Here is a 13,339-nt window from a genome sequence, read left to right as displayed (position 1 = left end):
AGAGCAAGCGGGCGTCCTTCAGCACACCATCAGGACTCGACGTCGCCTCGCGCGAGGTACCGCTCTACCCGTGAGCGGCACCTAGCCCCAGCCAGACCGGCGAAACGCACGTGCACCCCGCCAGAAGTTGGGCAAGACTCCCGCCACCATGACAACGCCGCACGTTCCGCAACTCGATGACGAGCTCCGCAGGCGGCTCGGGCGACGGTTCGGAGCCACGATCGAGTCCTGGCTCGACGAGGTACCGCCCGTGCTGGTCGACCTTGCCGACCGGTGGCGGCTCAACCTCGGGGCGCTCATCCAACGCGGGACCATGTCGGTGGTCATCCGATGCCGCACCGTCCACGGACACCCGGCCGTGCTGAAGATCAGCCCGGACCGCAGACGCATCCAGGACGAAGCAGCCGCGCTCACCCGATGGACGACCACTCACGTGCCCGCCGTGCTCGCCGTCGACAAGCGGGCTGGCGCCCTCCTCATCGAGGCCATCGAACCCGGCCAGCCGCTCGCCGACTCGGCCTACCCGCACCTCGACACTGTGAGCACCCTCGTGACTGCACTGCACGCACACGGCACGCCCGACCCCACCTACCGATCCGTCGCCGACCGCGTCACCTACCTCTACGCTGCAGGCACGAAGAACTACACATGCCGGCCGGGACTGGCCGCGGTCGTCCCGCCCGAGCTGTACGAACGCGGGAAGCAGCTGGCGGTGCGGCTCGCCGGCGACGCGCCCGCCACCGTCCTCCTGCACGGCGACCTGACCCCCGCCAACATCCTCGACGGCGGCAACCAGCGCGGTCTGGTGGCGATCGACCCAGCGCCGTGCGTCGGGGACCCAGCGTTTGACGCGATCGACCTCGTGCTCTGGCGAGCCGACAACGCACAGACCATCACCGCACGCGTCGAGAAGCTCGCTCCCGCCATCGGGACGACGCCTCGCCGGCTCACCCGATGGTGCACCGCGTTCGCGACGATGACCGCCCTGGAGCTCGCCGAAGCATCCGACGCCACCCGCGAGTGCGTTGACCTGTTGATCGACCTGGCCAACGCAAGCCCCTGAACACCGGATCTGAACACGACCATGGCCACCAGTCCCAAGCACCACTGCCGGCGCAGGTCACGGTCGAAACGTCGCGCGGTACTGCGTCGGCGTACGACCGGTCAGCTCGCGGAACGCGGCGTTGAACGCTGACAGGGAGGTGTACCCCACCGTGTGCGCGATGGTCGTGACGGAGTCCTCGCCCGCCGCGAGCTCCTCGATCGCGCGCAGCACCCGCATCCGGCGCAGCACCGCACGCCAGGTCATCGCGCACTCGTCCTCGAACCGGCGAGCCAGCGACCGTGGCACCAACCCCACGTCGTCGGCGATGTCCTCGAACCGGACGTCCTCGGCCAGCCGTTCGTAGGTCAGTGCCAGCGCCCGACGCAGCTCCGGAGACTGGCCAGCGGGGACCGTCACCGGGCTGGGGTGCTGCGCCAGCCGCCACACCACGGCCACCAGCGCACCGAACACGCTGCGTGCGTACGGCGGGAGTGGTTCCGCACCGTCAGGCCAGGCGACGCACTCCGACACCAAGGCCCGAGCCAACGGGCTGAGGTCGAACACGGTCAGGGGCACGGCTGGCTCCGGAGCGAACGCGGGATCGAACAGCACCGACGACGTGGTCACCGGCTGCGCGATCGCGACCTGGATCGGCTCACCCGCCGCGATCAGCGCGGCCCGGGCCGGAGGCAGCACCCACGACTTGCCGTGTGCTTCCAGCCGCAGCGCGCCCCGGGAGGCACACAGCAGGTAGTGCCGGTCCACGCGCAGCTCGGACGGCGGGGCCACCGCAAAATCCCGGACGAACGCGAACGCTTCGCGCCTCACGAACTGACTCGCACCCGCTCACCCTAGACGGGCTGCGGGTCAGACCGTCTCGAGAAGAGCGGCCTGGAACCGGCGGCTCACCGGTGGCGCGGTCACCAGCGGACGCAGCACCGCGCCCGAACGGGCGAATGCATCAGAGGACAGGTAGCCGGCAAACGACGGCTCGTCGACCCATTCGTGGATGACGACGACGGCCTCCTCGTCGTGGCGAGTGGCGTACACCCGGAAGTCCAGGTTGCCGGGCATGGCGCGGATCTCGTCCTTCTCGCTGTCGAGTTGGGCGAGTGCAGCCGGCCGGTCAGCCGGGGTGGTCCGGAGGTCGAGTATCGCGATGAGCATGGGAATCTCCTGGCAGTCGAGACGGGGTAGGTGGTGGGACACTCTCGATCCTGCAGCGCCGCACCGGAGTCCGGCTCGCGTCGAACAGACAGGTTCAAGCTCTCAGCGGACATCTCCGGGCGACCGCGCTCAGACGGCGTCCATCCGATGTCGTGCGGACTCGTGCGTCTCCTGCGGTATCGGTATTCTGGTGCTGCTTCCGCTTCGTGTCTCCCCCGTCACGGGGCGGAAGCTCCCCTGCTGGCCTCCGATTCACGGTCGTTCACGCTCCACCCCGGTGCCCACCGTCGCGGGCGGGAACAGCGCTAGGCGGGTCTCCCTGTGGGCGTCGAGGTGACCGAGCAGCCGAACAGCAGACGCCGCATCGCTATCCGCTGGCGTCAGTGTTGAGCAGCCCCGCCTGAAGAAGGATCTCGCCGACGACCACCGTGAGCGGACGGGTCGCATCGACCATCACGCCCGTCTGGGGATGTCTTCCTTGGTCCGGTGGGGTCGAACGACCAGGTCGCGCTCGGAGGGTTTCCCGCCCACTCATCTTGCGGGCGTCGGTCTAGCTGTCGGATCTCATGAGGTTGTTGACGCCCACCCGCTGCGCCCACGGAGCCGATCCCGCACGCGGATCCGCCTGCGGTGGCCGAAAAGCCCGAGTTATGCGTGAGCGGCTAGCGTTCCCGGTATGACGTTGAATCACGTACGACGAGGAAGCGGCAGCCCGCTGTTGCTCGTGCACGGTCTGGGCGCTGGGTGGCGATCCTGGTCTCCGATCCTCGACGAACTGGCCGAGCGCCGTGAGGTGATCGCCGTCGACCTACCGGGGTTCGGCGAGACGCCGCCGTTGACCGGCGACGTCTCGATCGCCACCCTGACCGACTCCGTCGCGGACTTCATCCTCGAACAGGGCCTGGACGGAGTCTCGACCGTCGGCCAGTCGATGGGCGGCCGCATAGTGCTCGAGCTCGCCCGGCGGGGCGTCGGCGGCGACACCGTGGCGTTGGACCCGGGCGGCTTTTGGAGCGACCGCGAGCTCATCGTCTTCGGCGCCACCCTGCGGCCGTCGATCGCTCTGGTCCGAGCGCTACGAGGAATGCTGCCAGCACTGCTTGGCAGCTCGGTGGGAAGGACTCTGCTGCTGGCGCAGTTCTCGGCGCGGCCCTGGGCGCTCTCGCGGGAGACCGTGCTGCCGGACGTGCGCGGGCTGGCCGACTCCCCGGCGACCGGCGCTGCCCTGGACGCCCTGACCCAAGGGCCCAAGCAACAGGGAGCCCCGGCTGGCACAGTGCCCGGCCGGGTCACGATCGGTTGGGGTCGTCGTGACCTGGTGACCGTGCCGAGACAGGCCGCACGTGCCACGGAACTGTTTCCCGACGCGGTGCTGCACTGGTTCGAGCGGTGCGGTCATTACCCACAATGGGACGCACCGCACGAAGCGACCCGACTGATCCTCGACAGCACCGATTGAGGTTGTTGCTCGGCCTGCCGACAGCAGTACCCGTCGTCGTAGCGGATACCTCTGCGGCCACCGTGTCGCGCGTCGATCGACTGCCGACTCGCAAAGGAAGAAGTCGAGGCAGGTTCGTCCGTAAGCCGAACCGCCGGCCGGCCTTCGCCCTGCATAGGCATGCAGGCGCGGCCCGATCGGCAAACGTCCTCATCCGGCAGCCACTGTCCGCGCGGTCACGACAGCAACGTCCTGACACACAACATCTAGCGCTCCGCGCTCGGCAACGGCGGTCACACCCGTCCCCACGGGTCGTACAGGCGCCTGCCGGGGCGGAACCCGTGTGCCTCGGCGAGGTGCACGGCGTCCCGGAAGCCACGGGCGACCGCCGCCGGGTCGTGCGCGTCGCTGCCGAACGTGATGGCGTCCCCACCCTCGGCGCGCCACCACCGCAGCAACGTGTCGTGGAACGGCACCACGGTGTTCACCTCGAGCACCCGCCCGCTCTGCGCGACCGTGCGCAACGTGTGCCGGAACTCGTCCTCGAACTCCTCCGGGACGAACGCACCGGCCGCTGCCGGCCAGGACCGCAGCGGATAGTCGACGTGGGCGAGGACCTCGAACGCGTCGCTGCCCTCCACCAGCGCGGTGACCTCCGCCAGGTAGCTACGGAGCACCTCCGCAGGGTCCCAGTGCGTGAACAGGCCCGGCGGCTCCGCGTACCCGCCACCGTCCAGCAACGTGTGCACCGACCCCAGCACCCGGTCGAAGGTGCCGGTGGCCAGCACCTCCGCGACCTGGGGCGCGTGCCGATGCGGTTCGCCGAGCTCGACGCCGCTGAGGATACGTAGCTCCGGGAACCGGTCCCGGCAGTCCTCGACCGCCGCCAGGTAACCGGCCGCGTCGAACGTCGGCGGTGTCAGGCTCCCGTCCGGTGTGCTCAGCCGGACCAGCAGATGGTCGGGGGCGAGGTCCTCAGATGCGACCCGCCACGTCGTGTGGTCGACGTGCTCGGTGAACGCGACCGCCGGCAGGCCCAGCTCGACCGCCCGCACACAGGAGGCGACCATGTCGCCATCCGGCGCGTCCCACGACCACTGCGTGTGAACGTGACTGTCGACCGGCAAGGACACACCCGTGAGCCTAGATGCCGTGCCTCCAGCCGTTCCCGAACCGGAGCGTCCGTGCGCTCGTGAGAGGGTCGTGGTCATGGCAGAGGAAACAGGTCGGGGCCGTGAGGTCGTGCTGGAAACCGACCGCCTGCGACTGCGTCCATGGCGGGTCGACGAGGCCGCCATCCAGCGCGAGATGTGGACCCAACGCGACCCACGAGTGCCGCCACACCGGCGCATCGACACGGACGGACACCCCACCCTCGCCGAGTTCGAGGACGCGATCCGCGCCAACCAGCCCACCTCTGTCGGGTTGCTCGCGGTCGAACGGAAGATCGTCGGCGATGCCATTGGCTACTGCGGCCTGGTCGACAGTGGACACGGGGCCCACGAACCGGAGCTGGCGTTCGAGTTCCTACGACGGGTCTGGGGAAACGGATACGCGACCGAGGCATCCTGGGCGGTCCTGGACTGGGCGATAACGTCCGGGTACGAACGGCTGTGGGCCTCCGTCTGGGACTGGAACACCGCCTCCCGCCGTGTGCTGGCCAAGGTCGGGTTCATCGAGACGGACCGTGAGGAAGCCCCCTACGGCACCAACCTCGTCACGACGAGAACGCTCTGACCCACGTCGCTCGCCGACACGAGACGGAAAGGCTGTGGTCATGGAGACGCTCGAGGACAGCGCCCCAGCGAACGTCTGGCTGGGCGACCCCCTCGAGGGCGTCGACCTCGGCGCCGTCGAGATCGCCGCGGCGGAGCAAGCAGCACGCCCGGTCGCCGGCGTGGACGACATGGCGTCCTACCTTGCCACCCAGGTCGGGGATGCGTCGCACCGCGACGTGCTCGGTCCGCTCCTGGATGGGGCCGGGCCCAGCGGTGTCGTCGTCCGACGCGGGACGGTCCTCGCGTCCTGGGGCGACCCGACCCGCGTGGAGATGGCGTTCAGCGTCACCAAGAGCGTCCTGTCGCTCGTCGCCGGCATCGCGCACGACGACGGCCTGCTGCACCTCGACGAGCCGGTGACCCGGCGCGTCGACCTCCCACAGCTCGCGAACCCGCACGGCCGCTTGGTCACCTGGCGTCACCTGCTCGACCAGACCAGCCAGTGGGAAGGGGAGCTGTGGGGCAAACCGACCTCGGTCGACGTCCAGAGCACCCGGGAAGGCACCGAGTCAGCCGGCGGACTACCGGGGGCGGGGTGGGCGTACAACGACGTCCGCGTGAACCTGGCCGCCCTCGCCCTGACCGCCCTGCTGCGCAGCAGCCTGCCGGACGTCCTCCGCGAACGCATTTTGGACCCCATCGGCGCGTCGACGTCGTGGTCCTGGCACGGCTACCCCAACTCCCGCATCACCCTCGACGACGCAGACGACCCAGACGACCCAGACGACCCAGATGGCGCCGACGAGGCGCTGACACCGGTCGTGTCCGGGGGTGCGCACTGGGGCGGTGGCCTGTGGATCAGCGCCCTCGACCTGGCCCGCATCGGACACCTGTGCCTACACAGAGGCACCTGGGGGCACGGCCAGGTCTCTCCTCCACGTGGATCGACCAGTTGTGGACACCGTGCCCGGTCAAGGCGAACTACGGCCTGTCCTGGTGGCTCAACGACGACCGGACCGTCTGGTCGACCGCCGCCGCAACCGGGCGATGTGCCCGCGGCAACGGCGGCCGGCACCTGCTCTGGGTCGACCCAGCCCGCGACCTCGTCGTCACCTCACACTGGGGAAACGACGTCGAGCAGCTCCTCCACGCGCTCACGAACGCGGTGAACCCGACCCCAGGTCGCAACCAGCGCCAGTAGACGGTTGAACTTCTCGGGCAGATGCCGACCTTTGGGCGACACGGCCTGGACGAGGACAAGCAGCATGACGACGAGCAGCATCAGGACGGGCAGCATGAACGAGGTGCTGATGACCAGACGGCGAGGGCCGCCCCCCTCTGATTCCGGTGTGACTATGGGACGCACTCGGGGGGGCAGAAGACTGGCGCGGATGCCGCCCTGGTTGACACCATGTGCAGCATGACTCAGGGCACCCACGTCGCCCCTCCGCCGAGCCGCGCATGTGGCACACTCAGTTCATGGAAGGAGCCACGAGCCTCCACAGGCACAGTGTCCCGCCGCCGCATTTCCAAGGCGCTTCTTCGTGGGGCCCTTGCTTGGTGTGCCTGCTTCATCACGGCATACGCAACGGTCGGCTGGACCTACGCCGGGCCGGTCCTGTTGGCCGGTCCGGTCGCAATCGGCATCAGGGCCTTCCTCATGAGTCCAGTTGTCTTGCCACTCCAGGACCACAACGGAAGCGTGCCTTATGGCTCACCAGGCATGGTGGGCGGCGGTTTCGGCGGCGGCGGTTTCGGCGGCGGCGGTGACTGCGGGGGCGGCGGCGGTAGCTGCTCGTGACTGCCTGACAGCACGTTCGGGCGGCCACACGAAAACCAAGGCTGAGTGGCTACCCGCAGGAGTGGAGCTGCCTCACTGGACGTTGCGTCCTTCGACTAGGACGTCCTGATGCACCGCATCTCGTAGGCCAGGCCTACCGAAGGGAAGGCTGCGGGTCACCGTTGGTGTCCCGCGGGTCTCGGTTGAGCCGCTGACCCTGGCGAGGTTTGCCCTGCCCAGCCTCAGCTGCTTGGCGCAGGATGCGGTGGTAGGCGTTCACATCGTCGCGGTTGTTCAGATGCAGCCGCGTCAGCCCGAGGAGCAGGTTGGTGCGGTTCGCGTTGCGTAGCGAGAACGACCGCTGCTCGTAGAGGTTGCGGAGCCTGTGGGCGGCGGTCTCCGCGCCGGCCGTAGAGCGGTGCGCGGGCAGCAGGTGACGGACCGAGGTCTGCGGCCGCAGCTTGGCGTCATTGTTGGCGGTCCAAGCGGCTGATGCGCCCAGGATGCTGGTGGCCCGGTGGAACTCGTCCCAGCCCTCGTCACGACGGAACGCCGTGTCCAGGCGCCGCATCCAGCGGCCGGACCCAGCATGAGCGTTGTCGGCCTGGAGGGCGTCCCTGGCGCGTTCGCGGAGGTGATGTTCGCAGGCGAAGAGGAACGGCAGGGGCAGACTCGGGCCAGGCGCCGGACTCCACATGCGAGGCACCGCAGCTTCGATGGCCAGGTTGTCGTCGGCCACGATGCTCGCGGGTGGTCCGGGCAGGTTCAGGCTGCTCAGGAACCGGACCCAGTCGCGTCCTTGAGCCGTGGGTGTGGCATGGATGCCCCAGATGCGGCCGGCAGCCGGTCCGGTGTAGCCGTAGGCCACCAGGATGGCGAACTCGCGGCGTCGGATGCCGGTGCGGGCGTTGGTTGGTCCACCAGAAGTCCGTCGAGTCGAGCACCAGGGTCTCGGGCTGCTCGGTCTCGGCGTGGGCGGCCAGGATGACCGGCGCCCACGCGTCGACCCACTCGGCCACCAGCTGTCCCGAGCTCCCCCCGACCAACGGGTCGCGACCGGCCGCGACTCGCGCCCGCTGCGCAGCCCGGGTGTAGCTCACCCCGCGGCCGACCGCCACGAGAGCCTCCGCGACCAGATGCAGTCGGTGCCTGTACCCGCGCGAGACGACAGGTCCGGCGTGCGCGTGGACGGTGCCGTCGCACACGTCGCAGACCCCGTCAGTGGTGCGCTCACGGGGTAGCGGAGGGGTGAACCGGTGGAAAGCCTGGTCGGGTCCAGTGCACCTGTAGCGCTGCCGCTGTAGGGCGCGACCGGAACTATAGGTTCTGTTATTTCGGCGATAGCACAACCTAAGAGGCTGGCTATTCTCTGAATAACCGGTACTGGTCGGCGAACCACAGGTTGGAGAACCCGTGCCTAGGTAGCGACCGATCAGGTCGCACAGGCCGCCGCTCCGCCACGCGTCCTGGACCTCCCGAGCAGCTGTCCTGACGTCGGTGTGCGCGTACTTGATGAAGTCGATGAGGGCCGTTCGCACGATGGGCTGCGGCCACGGTGAGCGCGTGCGGGGCGGTGTAGGAAAGCCGCGTCGGGTCCCGCATGAGAGGCGGCTTCGCGACGGGCGTCCGGGCCCCCACTCCCGGCAGCGGCGCGCGGGGTGAGCGCTTTGACGATGTTGGCCTGTTCGACCTCGTTGAGGTCGCCGCGCGTTGCGACCCAGGACGAGACGATGCCCTCGATTTCGTCGGGGTCGAGGGGCGTGGAGCCGTCTGGGCCTTGGTCGGTCCAGAGAGGCCGACCAACTGACACCAGGGAGTGCAACTGCCCGTTGAAATAGTTGCGATAGTCGCCTAGCTTTGGACAGTGTCGAGACAGCTCGACGAAGGAGACCAGCATGACCAGCAACGAGACGCCCCGCCGCACCATCGACCGCGGCCGCCGGCGCACACCTCCCCCCGCGCGAGACGCTGCCGGGAGTGGGGGCCCGCGTGCGTGCCGCACGCAACCAGGTCGGGCTCTCTGGCGCCGACCTTGGCGCGTTCCTCGGCCTGGACAAGACCCAGGTCAGCAAGATCGAGGGCGAGACGCGCGGGATCTCCGTGCGCGAGATGCCGAAGCTCGCCCAGGCCCTGCGGGTAACCCCGCAGTGGCTCCTGGGGCTGAAGGCCACCCCGACGTTCTCCCTTGCACACCGACTCAACGGAGCAGCAGAGAGCGCTGGTGCCCAGGTCCGAGCCGCCGCCGTCCTGAACGTCGAGGACCTACTCGCAGACCAAGGCCTAGTCGACGCGCCCGTCCCGACGGCCGCAGGGCAAGCGGTCATGGAACAGATCAGGACCGGGTTCCCCGCACCGCCGCGCAGCCGCCAAGAGGCCCAGCGACAAGGACGCCGGATGGCCGAACTCGTACGCGAGACCCTGAACCTAGGAAACGCCGAGCTCGGCGACCTACCCGACCTCATCGAGACGCACTTCGCGACCGACGTCGTCCTCTCACCCCTCGGCACCGACGTCGACGGGCTCTGCGCCCACACCGAGGACCGGGCCGTCATCGTGGCGTCGACCAGCTTCGACGCCGGACACGTCCGGTTCACCCTCGCCCACGAACTCGGCCACCACCTCCTCGCAGACCCCAGGCCCGTGATCGACGAAGACGAGGTCGAGCCGGCCAGCGGCACCCTGACCGAACGCCGTGTGAGTGCGTTCGCAGCCCACCTGCTCCTGCCCCCGGCCGGAGTAGGCGAGATGCTCGACACGCGCAGGGTCACGCAGGCGGACTTCGACACGCAAGCATCCAAGGCCGGCCGGGCAGCGCGCTCCCTCGCCGACCGGTATGGAGCATCGGTTCCCGCAACCGTGTACCAACTTGCCGATCTCGGGTTCATCGCTGACACCGACACCTGGATCGACCTCCTGGACAACCAGAAAGAGTGGGCAGACTCGGCCGTCACGAGCCAACGCACCATTCCGTCCGTCCGCCCGCCCCGACGACTGCTCGACGCTGCGCTCGACGCTGCCGCGGCACGCAAGACGGGCACAGGCCCCTTGGCAGTGCTCCTGGAACGCGAAGACGAGGACGCCATCTACACGGAGTTCGTCGCCGAGGGCAGCCTGCGGGCATGAGCCCGGTACCGTCGTGCCCCCGCCCTCTGCGAGCACGGAAACGCTCACGCTTCACCTCACGTCAGCAGTCCCACTCGAGTAGCGCGGTGATTGCCAAGGCGCCGCCAACACGCACCATCCTCCGACATGACGAACACCCCCTCGACTACCGCGTCTGCCGCATCCATCGCTCTCGTCGACGAGCTCGACGACGCCTTCGACGAACTGGCCTACAACAGCGACGCGGACGAGGCCTTCAACAAGCACGTCGCGTACGGGCTCATCGCCATCCTGTGGGGCTACCGTCCGTGGCTCGATAACGTCGACTACCCCAGCCCGGGCCTCCCCGGCTACCTCTACGACGACGAGCTCGACGAGCACGACCGCGTCGAATACGTGCTGACCACCCAGGCGCCCGTGCTCGGACAGGTCTGGTGGAACGTCTACAACATCGTCCACGCGCACGGACCCGCAGCCACCCTCGAAGCCATCATCGACGCCGGGACCAACGACACCCGCGAGGACCGTCCAGGGCTTGCCGAGGCAGTCATGGCCAAGTGGACGTCAGCGGCCGAAACCTACTCACGTCGCGGCCCGAACCCGTACGGTCTGACCTACCAGACGCCCCCCTACGAGCTTGCGATCCTCGCTCGCCTCGAGCGTCACGCCCAAGCAGCGGCACACAGCGGCCCGGAGCAGCCGACCGACGCCGCCTGAGTCGTCCGCAGACTGCCGACCGCACTGCGGGCGTCAGGCGCGCCCCTCAGCGCGGTCGGCGGGGGCCCCGCGGCCGGCCACTCTGCGGCTCAACGCCGGCACCGGCGGGCCGCTCGCTCGCACCAGCGACGACTCCCGCGGCCGGGGCGGGTGTTGCCGGTCCGGGCAGGCCAGCCACCGCGGCGGCAATGCGCCGCTCGAGCAGGTCCCAGGCGCGCGGCGGCACACCGCCGTGCCGTGCCCGGTCCAGCCCCCGCAACGCGCCATCGAGGGCACGCGTCGTCTCGGCAACCACCCGCGCCGCACGGCGTGCCGGCAGACCCCAGCGCTCCGCCTCGGCGACCACGTCCGCGATCGTCAACTCGTCGATGCGGTTCCGTCCGTTGACGTCGAGCGCGCTGCGCCGGTTCTCACGCTCATGATGCAGGTGCATCGCAATGTCGTAGGCGGGGCTGAGCGCCACCTTGCCGTCATCGTGACGAAGGAAGGAGATGTTCTTGGCGTGCATGTCGGTATTCCCGACCAGGAACGAGAACGTGACCAGTCGGAGCAGCGCGTCCGGGTTCCCACCGTCGAGACGAAGCACATCCGCGGCGTGCACCAGGGACGGCATACGCGAGCCCCACTGGAACTTGCGGTTCGGGTCCTGCGTGTTGAGCCCGAGCGCCTGCGCCAAGTCTTCCTGGTGGAGACGGGCGTTCCCGTTCGCAACGTCTCGGTCATAGCGGGAGACCGCGATCGCCCGGACGTCGCCGAAGTCCACGATCTCCGCGTCGATGCTGGTCAACCCGATCTCACGAGCCAGCGTCAGGCAGGCCACTTCGGTGTCGACCACGTCACCGATCTCACGTGCGGCGTCGTTGGAGCGCTTGAGGATCCAGGTCGAGGGCGCACCCTCCTTGCACGAGAACCACTGACCTCCCTCGCGGTGAATGGTGACCTTGGGGACCATGCCGGGCAGCGTCGAGGACTCGGTGGTCTCCCGCGGAGAGGTCGGCAGGTGCTCGTCGGCGCGACGCAGTCGCTCAGCCACCTGCCCGGCACTCAACGGCTCGTAGTGGCCCGCGCGCGTCGGGTCCGGGGTACCAGCGGGAACGAAGATCGTCGCGCCGGGAGTGTCGCGCCCGTAGGCCCGGATGAGGGCGTAGGTGTCATCCGGAGCGACGCCGGCGGTCAGCGCGTGGTTGACCCGGGCACTGCCCTCGGGCAGCAGCCCATCCAGGTAGGCACCCACCAACACGTCCACCGGGACGGTGCCGATCGTCAGCTTCGCTGACAGCAGCCGCGCACCGCGGCCCCAGCGTTGCACGGCGTCCGCGGTCCACGCGAGACCAATCCGGCCGCGGACGGTCTCATGCAGCTGCGCGATCCGGGTCCCGTACAGCCAGACATCGAGCGCCTCGCGGGTCACTCCCCGACCTGCTCACCAGTCGATTCCGGCCCACCGGAACTCGGGTCGCCAGCGACAGCCGAGACGACCTCCAGGTGGGCACCGAGCTCGCGCAGAACCTCGAACAGCCGGACCGCCCACAGGTTCGGCTTGCCACTCTCAAGCTCGTAGACGTAACGACGGGTGACACCCAACGCATCCGCCAGGGCGTCCTGGGTGAGACCGTGGTCGTACCGCAGACGCGCGAGTTCCTGCCCGAGAGCGGCAGGCGACCGCACCGACGAACGTGCCACCACCACCACCTCCTTACGGGAGCATATCCTCCCATCAATGTAACGGGAGCATATCCTCCCATCGGGCTACTGTGAGCATATCAGCCCGTTACGCACGGGGCTGGGGTCGAGCCGGCCACTCCCGCCACCCTCACGCAAACGGGCGCGGATCGTAGACACGCCCGCCCCGCAGGTCCGCGTCGGCCAGGCCGGAGACGCTCGTCGACACCTCGACGAAGAACTCGTACAGCTGACGCCGGTGCACTGTGGCACCGGTCCGGCCCTGAACGCATGTTCTTCCCGACGACGCTGCGGGTCTCGTAGTGTTGCCGCCCGTGTCAGTCCTCATCGCTGCCTGGCACCCCACAGGGCTCGTGTTGGCGGCCGGCCGGTCCGCCGTGTTCGAGGGTCGCGAACCCTTGCCGGGCGTTCCAGCGCCAGCAACGGACCGCAGCAGGCTGTTCGTCAACGCTCACGACGTCGCCGTCGGCTGCCGGCAGAGCGTCTGCCTCCAGGTCGGACGGCACAGAGGTCAACCTGCACGCAGCGCTCCTCAGCGCGGTCGCGTCCGCCCCGGACCCCTCGGCCGCCGCGACAGCACCCACCCATCTCTTCGCCAGCGCCGCACCCACGTTCCGCGCGCACACCAGAGCGAGCACGGTGACGGTTCGCCCGTTCGGACAACCCGTGCACTCCGTGGCTCTCGTGGC

General features: G+C 69.1%; 12 protein-coding genes. 6 read left to right on the top strand and 6 right to left on the bottom strand.

From position 1 onward, the window contains the following. The first annotated feature begins 148 nt into the window (after positions 1–148). Positions 149–1,063, top strand: a complete 915-nt coding sequence (locus KRR39_RS08135; RefSeq protein WP_216941543.1) for an aminoglycoside phosphotransferase family protein — start codon at positions 149–151, stop codon at positions 1,061–1,063. Between the two features lie 57 nt (positions 1,064–1,120). Here KRR39_RS08135 and KRR39_RS08130 read toward each other — a convergent pair whose 3' ends face one another. Together KRR39_RS08130 and KRR39_RS08125 are read right to left on the bottom strand one after the other, a co-directional pair. Next, entirely contained in the window at positions 1,121–1,873 is a 753-nt protein-coding gene (locus KRR39_RS08130) for an AraC family transcriptional regulator (RefSeq protein ID WP_216941542.1), read from the bottom strand. A gap of 39 nt (positions 1,874–1,912) precedes the next feature. Further along, positions 1,913–2,254, bottom strand: coding sequence for a putative quinol monooxygenase (locus KRR39_RS08125; protein WP_216941541.1), 342 nt, complete (start codon positions 2,252–2,254; stop codon positions 1,913–1,915). 634 nt (positions 2,255–2,888) lie between these two features. Here KRR39_RS08125 and KRR39_RS08120 point away from each other — a divergent pair. After that, positions 2,889–3,671: an alpha/beta fold hydrolase gene (locus KRR39_RS08120; RefSeq protein ID WP_216941540.1), complete on the top strand. Its 783-nt coding sequence runs from the start codon at positions 2,889–2,891 to the stop codon at positions 3,669–3,671. A gap of 272 nt (positions 3,672–3,943) precedes the next feature. Here the strand turns inward: KRR39_RS08120 and KRR39_RS08115 are convergent, their stop codons facing one another. Then, positions 3,944–4,861, bottom strand: coding sequence for a PHP domain-containing protein (locus KRR39_RS08115; RefSeq protein ID WP_302053561.1), 918 nt, complete (start codon positions 4,859–4,861; stop codon positions 3,944–3,946). On the opposite strand from KRR39_RS08115, the gene KRR39_RS08110 reads away from it, so the two are divergent. Continuing rightward, positions 4,860–5,387, top strand: coding sequence for a GNAT family N-acetyltransferase (locus tag KRR39_RS08110; RefSeq protein WP_216941538.1), 528 nt, complete (start codon positions 4,860–4,862; stop codon positions 5,385–5,387). The two genes, KRR39_RS08115 and KRR39_RS08110, sit on opposite strands and share 2 nt — an antisense overlap. Positions 5,388–5,427: 40 nt before the next feature. Beyond that, positions 5,428–6,537 carry a serine hydrolase domain-containing protein gene (locus KRR39_RS08105; protein ID WP_216941537.1) on the top strand — a complete coding sequence of 370 codons (1,110 nt, stop codon included), beginning with the start codon at positions 5,428–5,430 and terminating at the stop codon, positions 6,535–6,537. Positions 6,538–7,302: 765 nt separating this feature from the next. On the opposite strand, the gene KRR39_RS08100 is transcribed toward KRR39_RS08105, so the two are convergent. Next, entirely contained in the window at positions 7,303–8,016 is a 714-nt protein-coding gene (locus KRR39_RS08100; protein WP_216941536.1) for a hypothetical protein, read from the bottom strand. 1,121 nt (positions 8,017–9,137) lie between these two features. Here KRR39_RS08100 and KRR39_RS08095 point away from each other — a divergent pair. Both KRR39_RS08095 and KRR39_RS08090 read left to right on the top strand, forming a co-directional pair. Next, on the top strand, positions 9,138–10,271 hold the full coding sequence (locus tag KRR39_RS08095) for a helix-turn-helix domain-containing protein (protein ID WP_216941535.1): 1,134 nt from the start codon (positions 9,138–9,140) through the stop codon (positions 10,269–10,271). 126 nt (positions 10,272–10,397) lie between these two features. Continuing rightward, on the top strand, positions 10,398–10,967 hold the full coding sequence (locus KRR39_RS08090; RefSeq protein ID WP_216941534.1) for a hypothetical protein: 570 nt from the start codon (positions 10,398–10,400) through the stop codon (positions 10,965–10,967). Positions 10,968–11,013: 46 nt separating this feature from the next. Here the strand turns inward: KRR39_RS08090 and KRR39_RS08085 are convergent, their stop codons facing one another. Together KRR39_RS08085 and KRR39_RS08080 are read right to left on the bottom strand one after the other, a co-directional pair. Next, entirely contained in the window at positions 11,014–12,378 is a 1,365-nt protein-coding gene (locus KRR39_RS08085; RefSeq protein ID WP_216941533.1) for a type II toxin-antitoxin system HipA family toxin, read from the bottom strand. Beyond that, positions 12,375–12,653, bottom strand: a complete 279-nt coding sequence (locus KRR39_RS08080; protein WP_216941532.1) for a helix-turn-helix transcriptional regulator — start codon at positions 12,651–12,653, stop codon at positions 12,375–12,377. Before KRR39_RS08080 ends, KRR39_RS08085 begins: the two co-directional genes overlap by 4 nt. Between the last annotated feature and the right edge of the window lie 686 nt (positions 12,654–13,339).

Origin of the sequence: Nocardioides panacis, from assembly GCF_019039255.1 — a bacterium.
Lineage (GTDB): Bacteria > Actinomycetota > Actinomycetes > Propionibacteriales > Nocardioidaceae > Nocardioides_B > Nocardioides_B panacis.
The sequence above is the reverse complement of the archived record's forward strand: the minus strand, read 5'-3'. Positions and strand labels throughout refer to the sequence as shown.

Coding starts and splice junctions, on each gene's coding strand:
- KRR39_RS08090 (WP_216941534.1), top strand. CDS start 10,398: ATGACGAACACCCCCTCGACTACCGCGTCTGCCGCATCCATCGCTCTC.
- KRR39_RS08120 (WP_216941540.1), top strand. CDS start 2,889: ATGACGTTGAATCACGTACGACGAGGAAGCGGCAGCCCGCTGTTGCTC.
- KRR39_RS08135 (WP_216941543.1), top strand. CDS start 149: ATGACAACGCCGCACGTTCCGCAACTCGATGACGAGCTCCGCAGGCGG.
- KRR39_RS08115 (WP_302053561.1), bottom strand. CDS start 4,861: ATGACCACGACCCTCTCACGAGCGCACGGACGCTCCGGTTCGGGAACG.
- KRR39_RS08105 (WP_216941537.1), top strand. CDS start 5,428: ATGGAGACGCTCGAGGACAGCGCCCCAGCGAACGTCTGGCTGGGCGAC.
- KRR39_RS08110 (WP_216941538.1), top strand. CDS start 4,860: ATGGCAGAGGAAACAGGTCGGGGCCGTGAGGTCGTGCTGGAAACCGAC.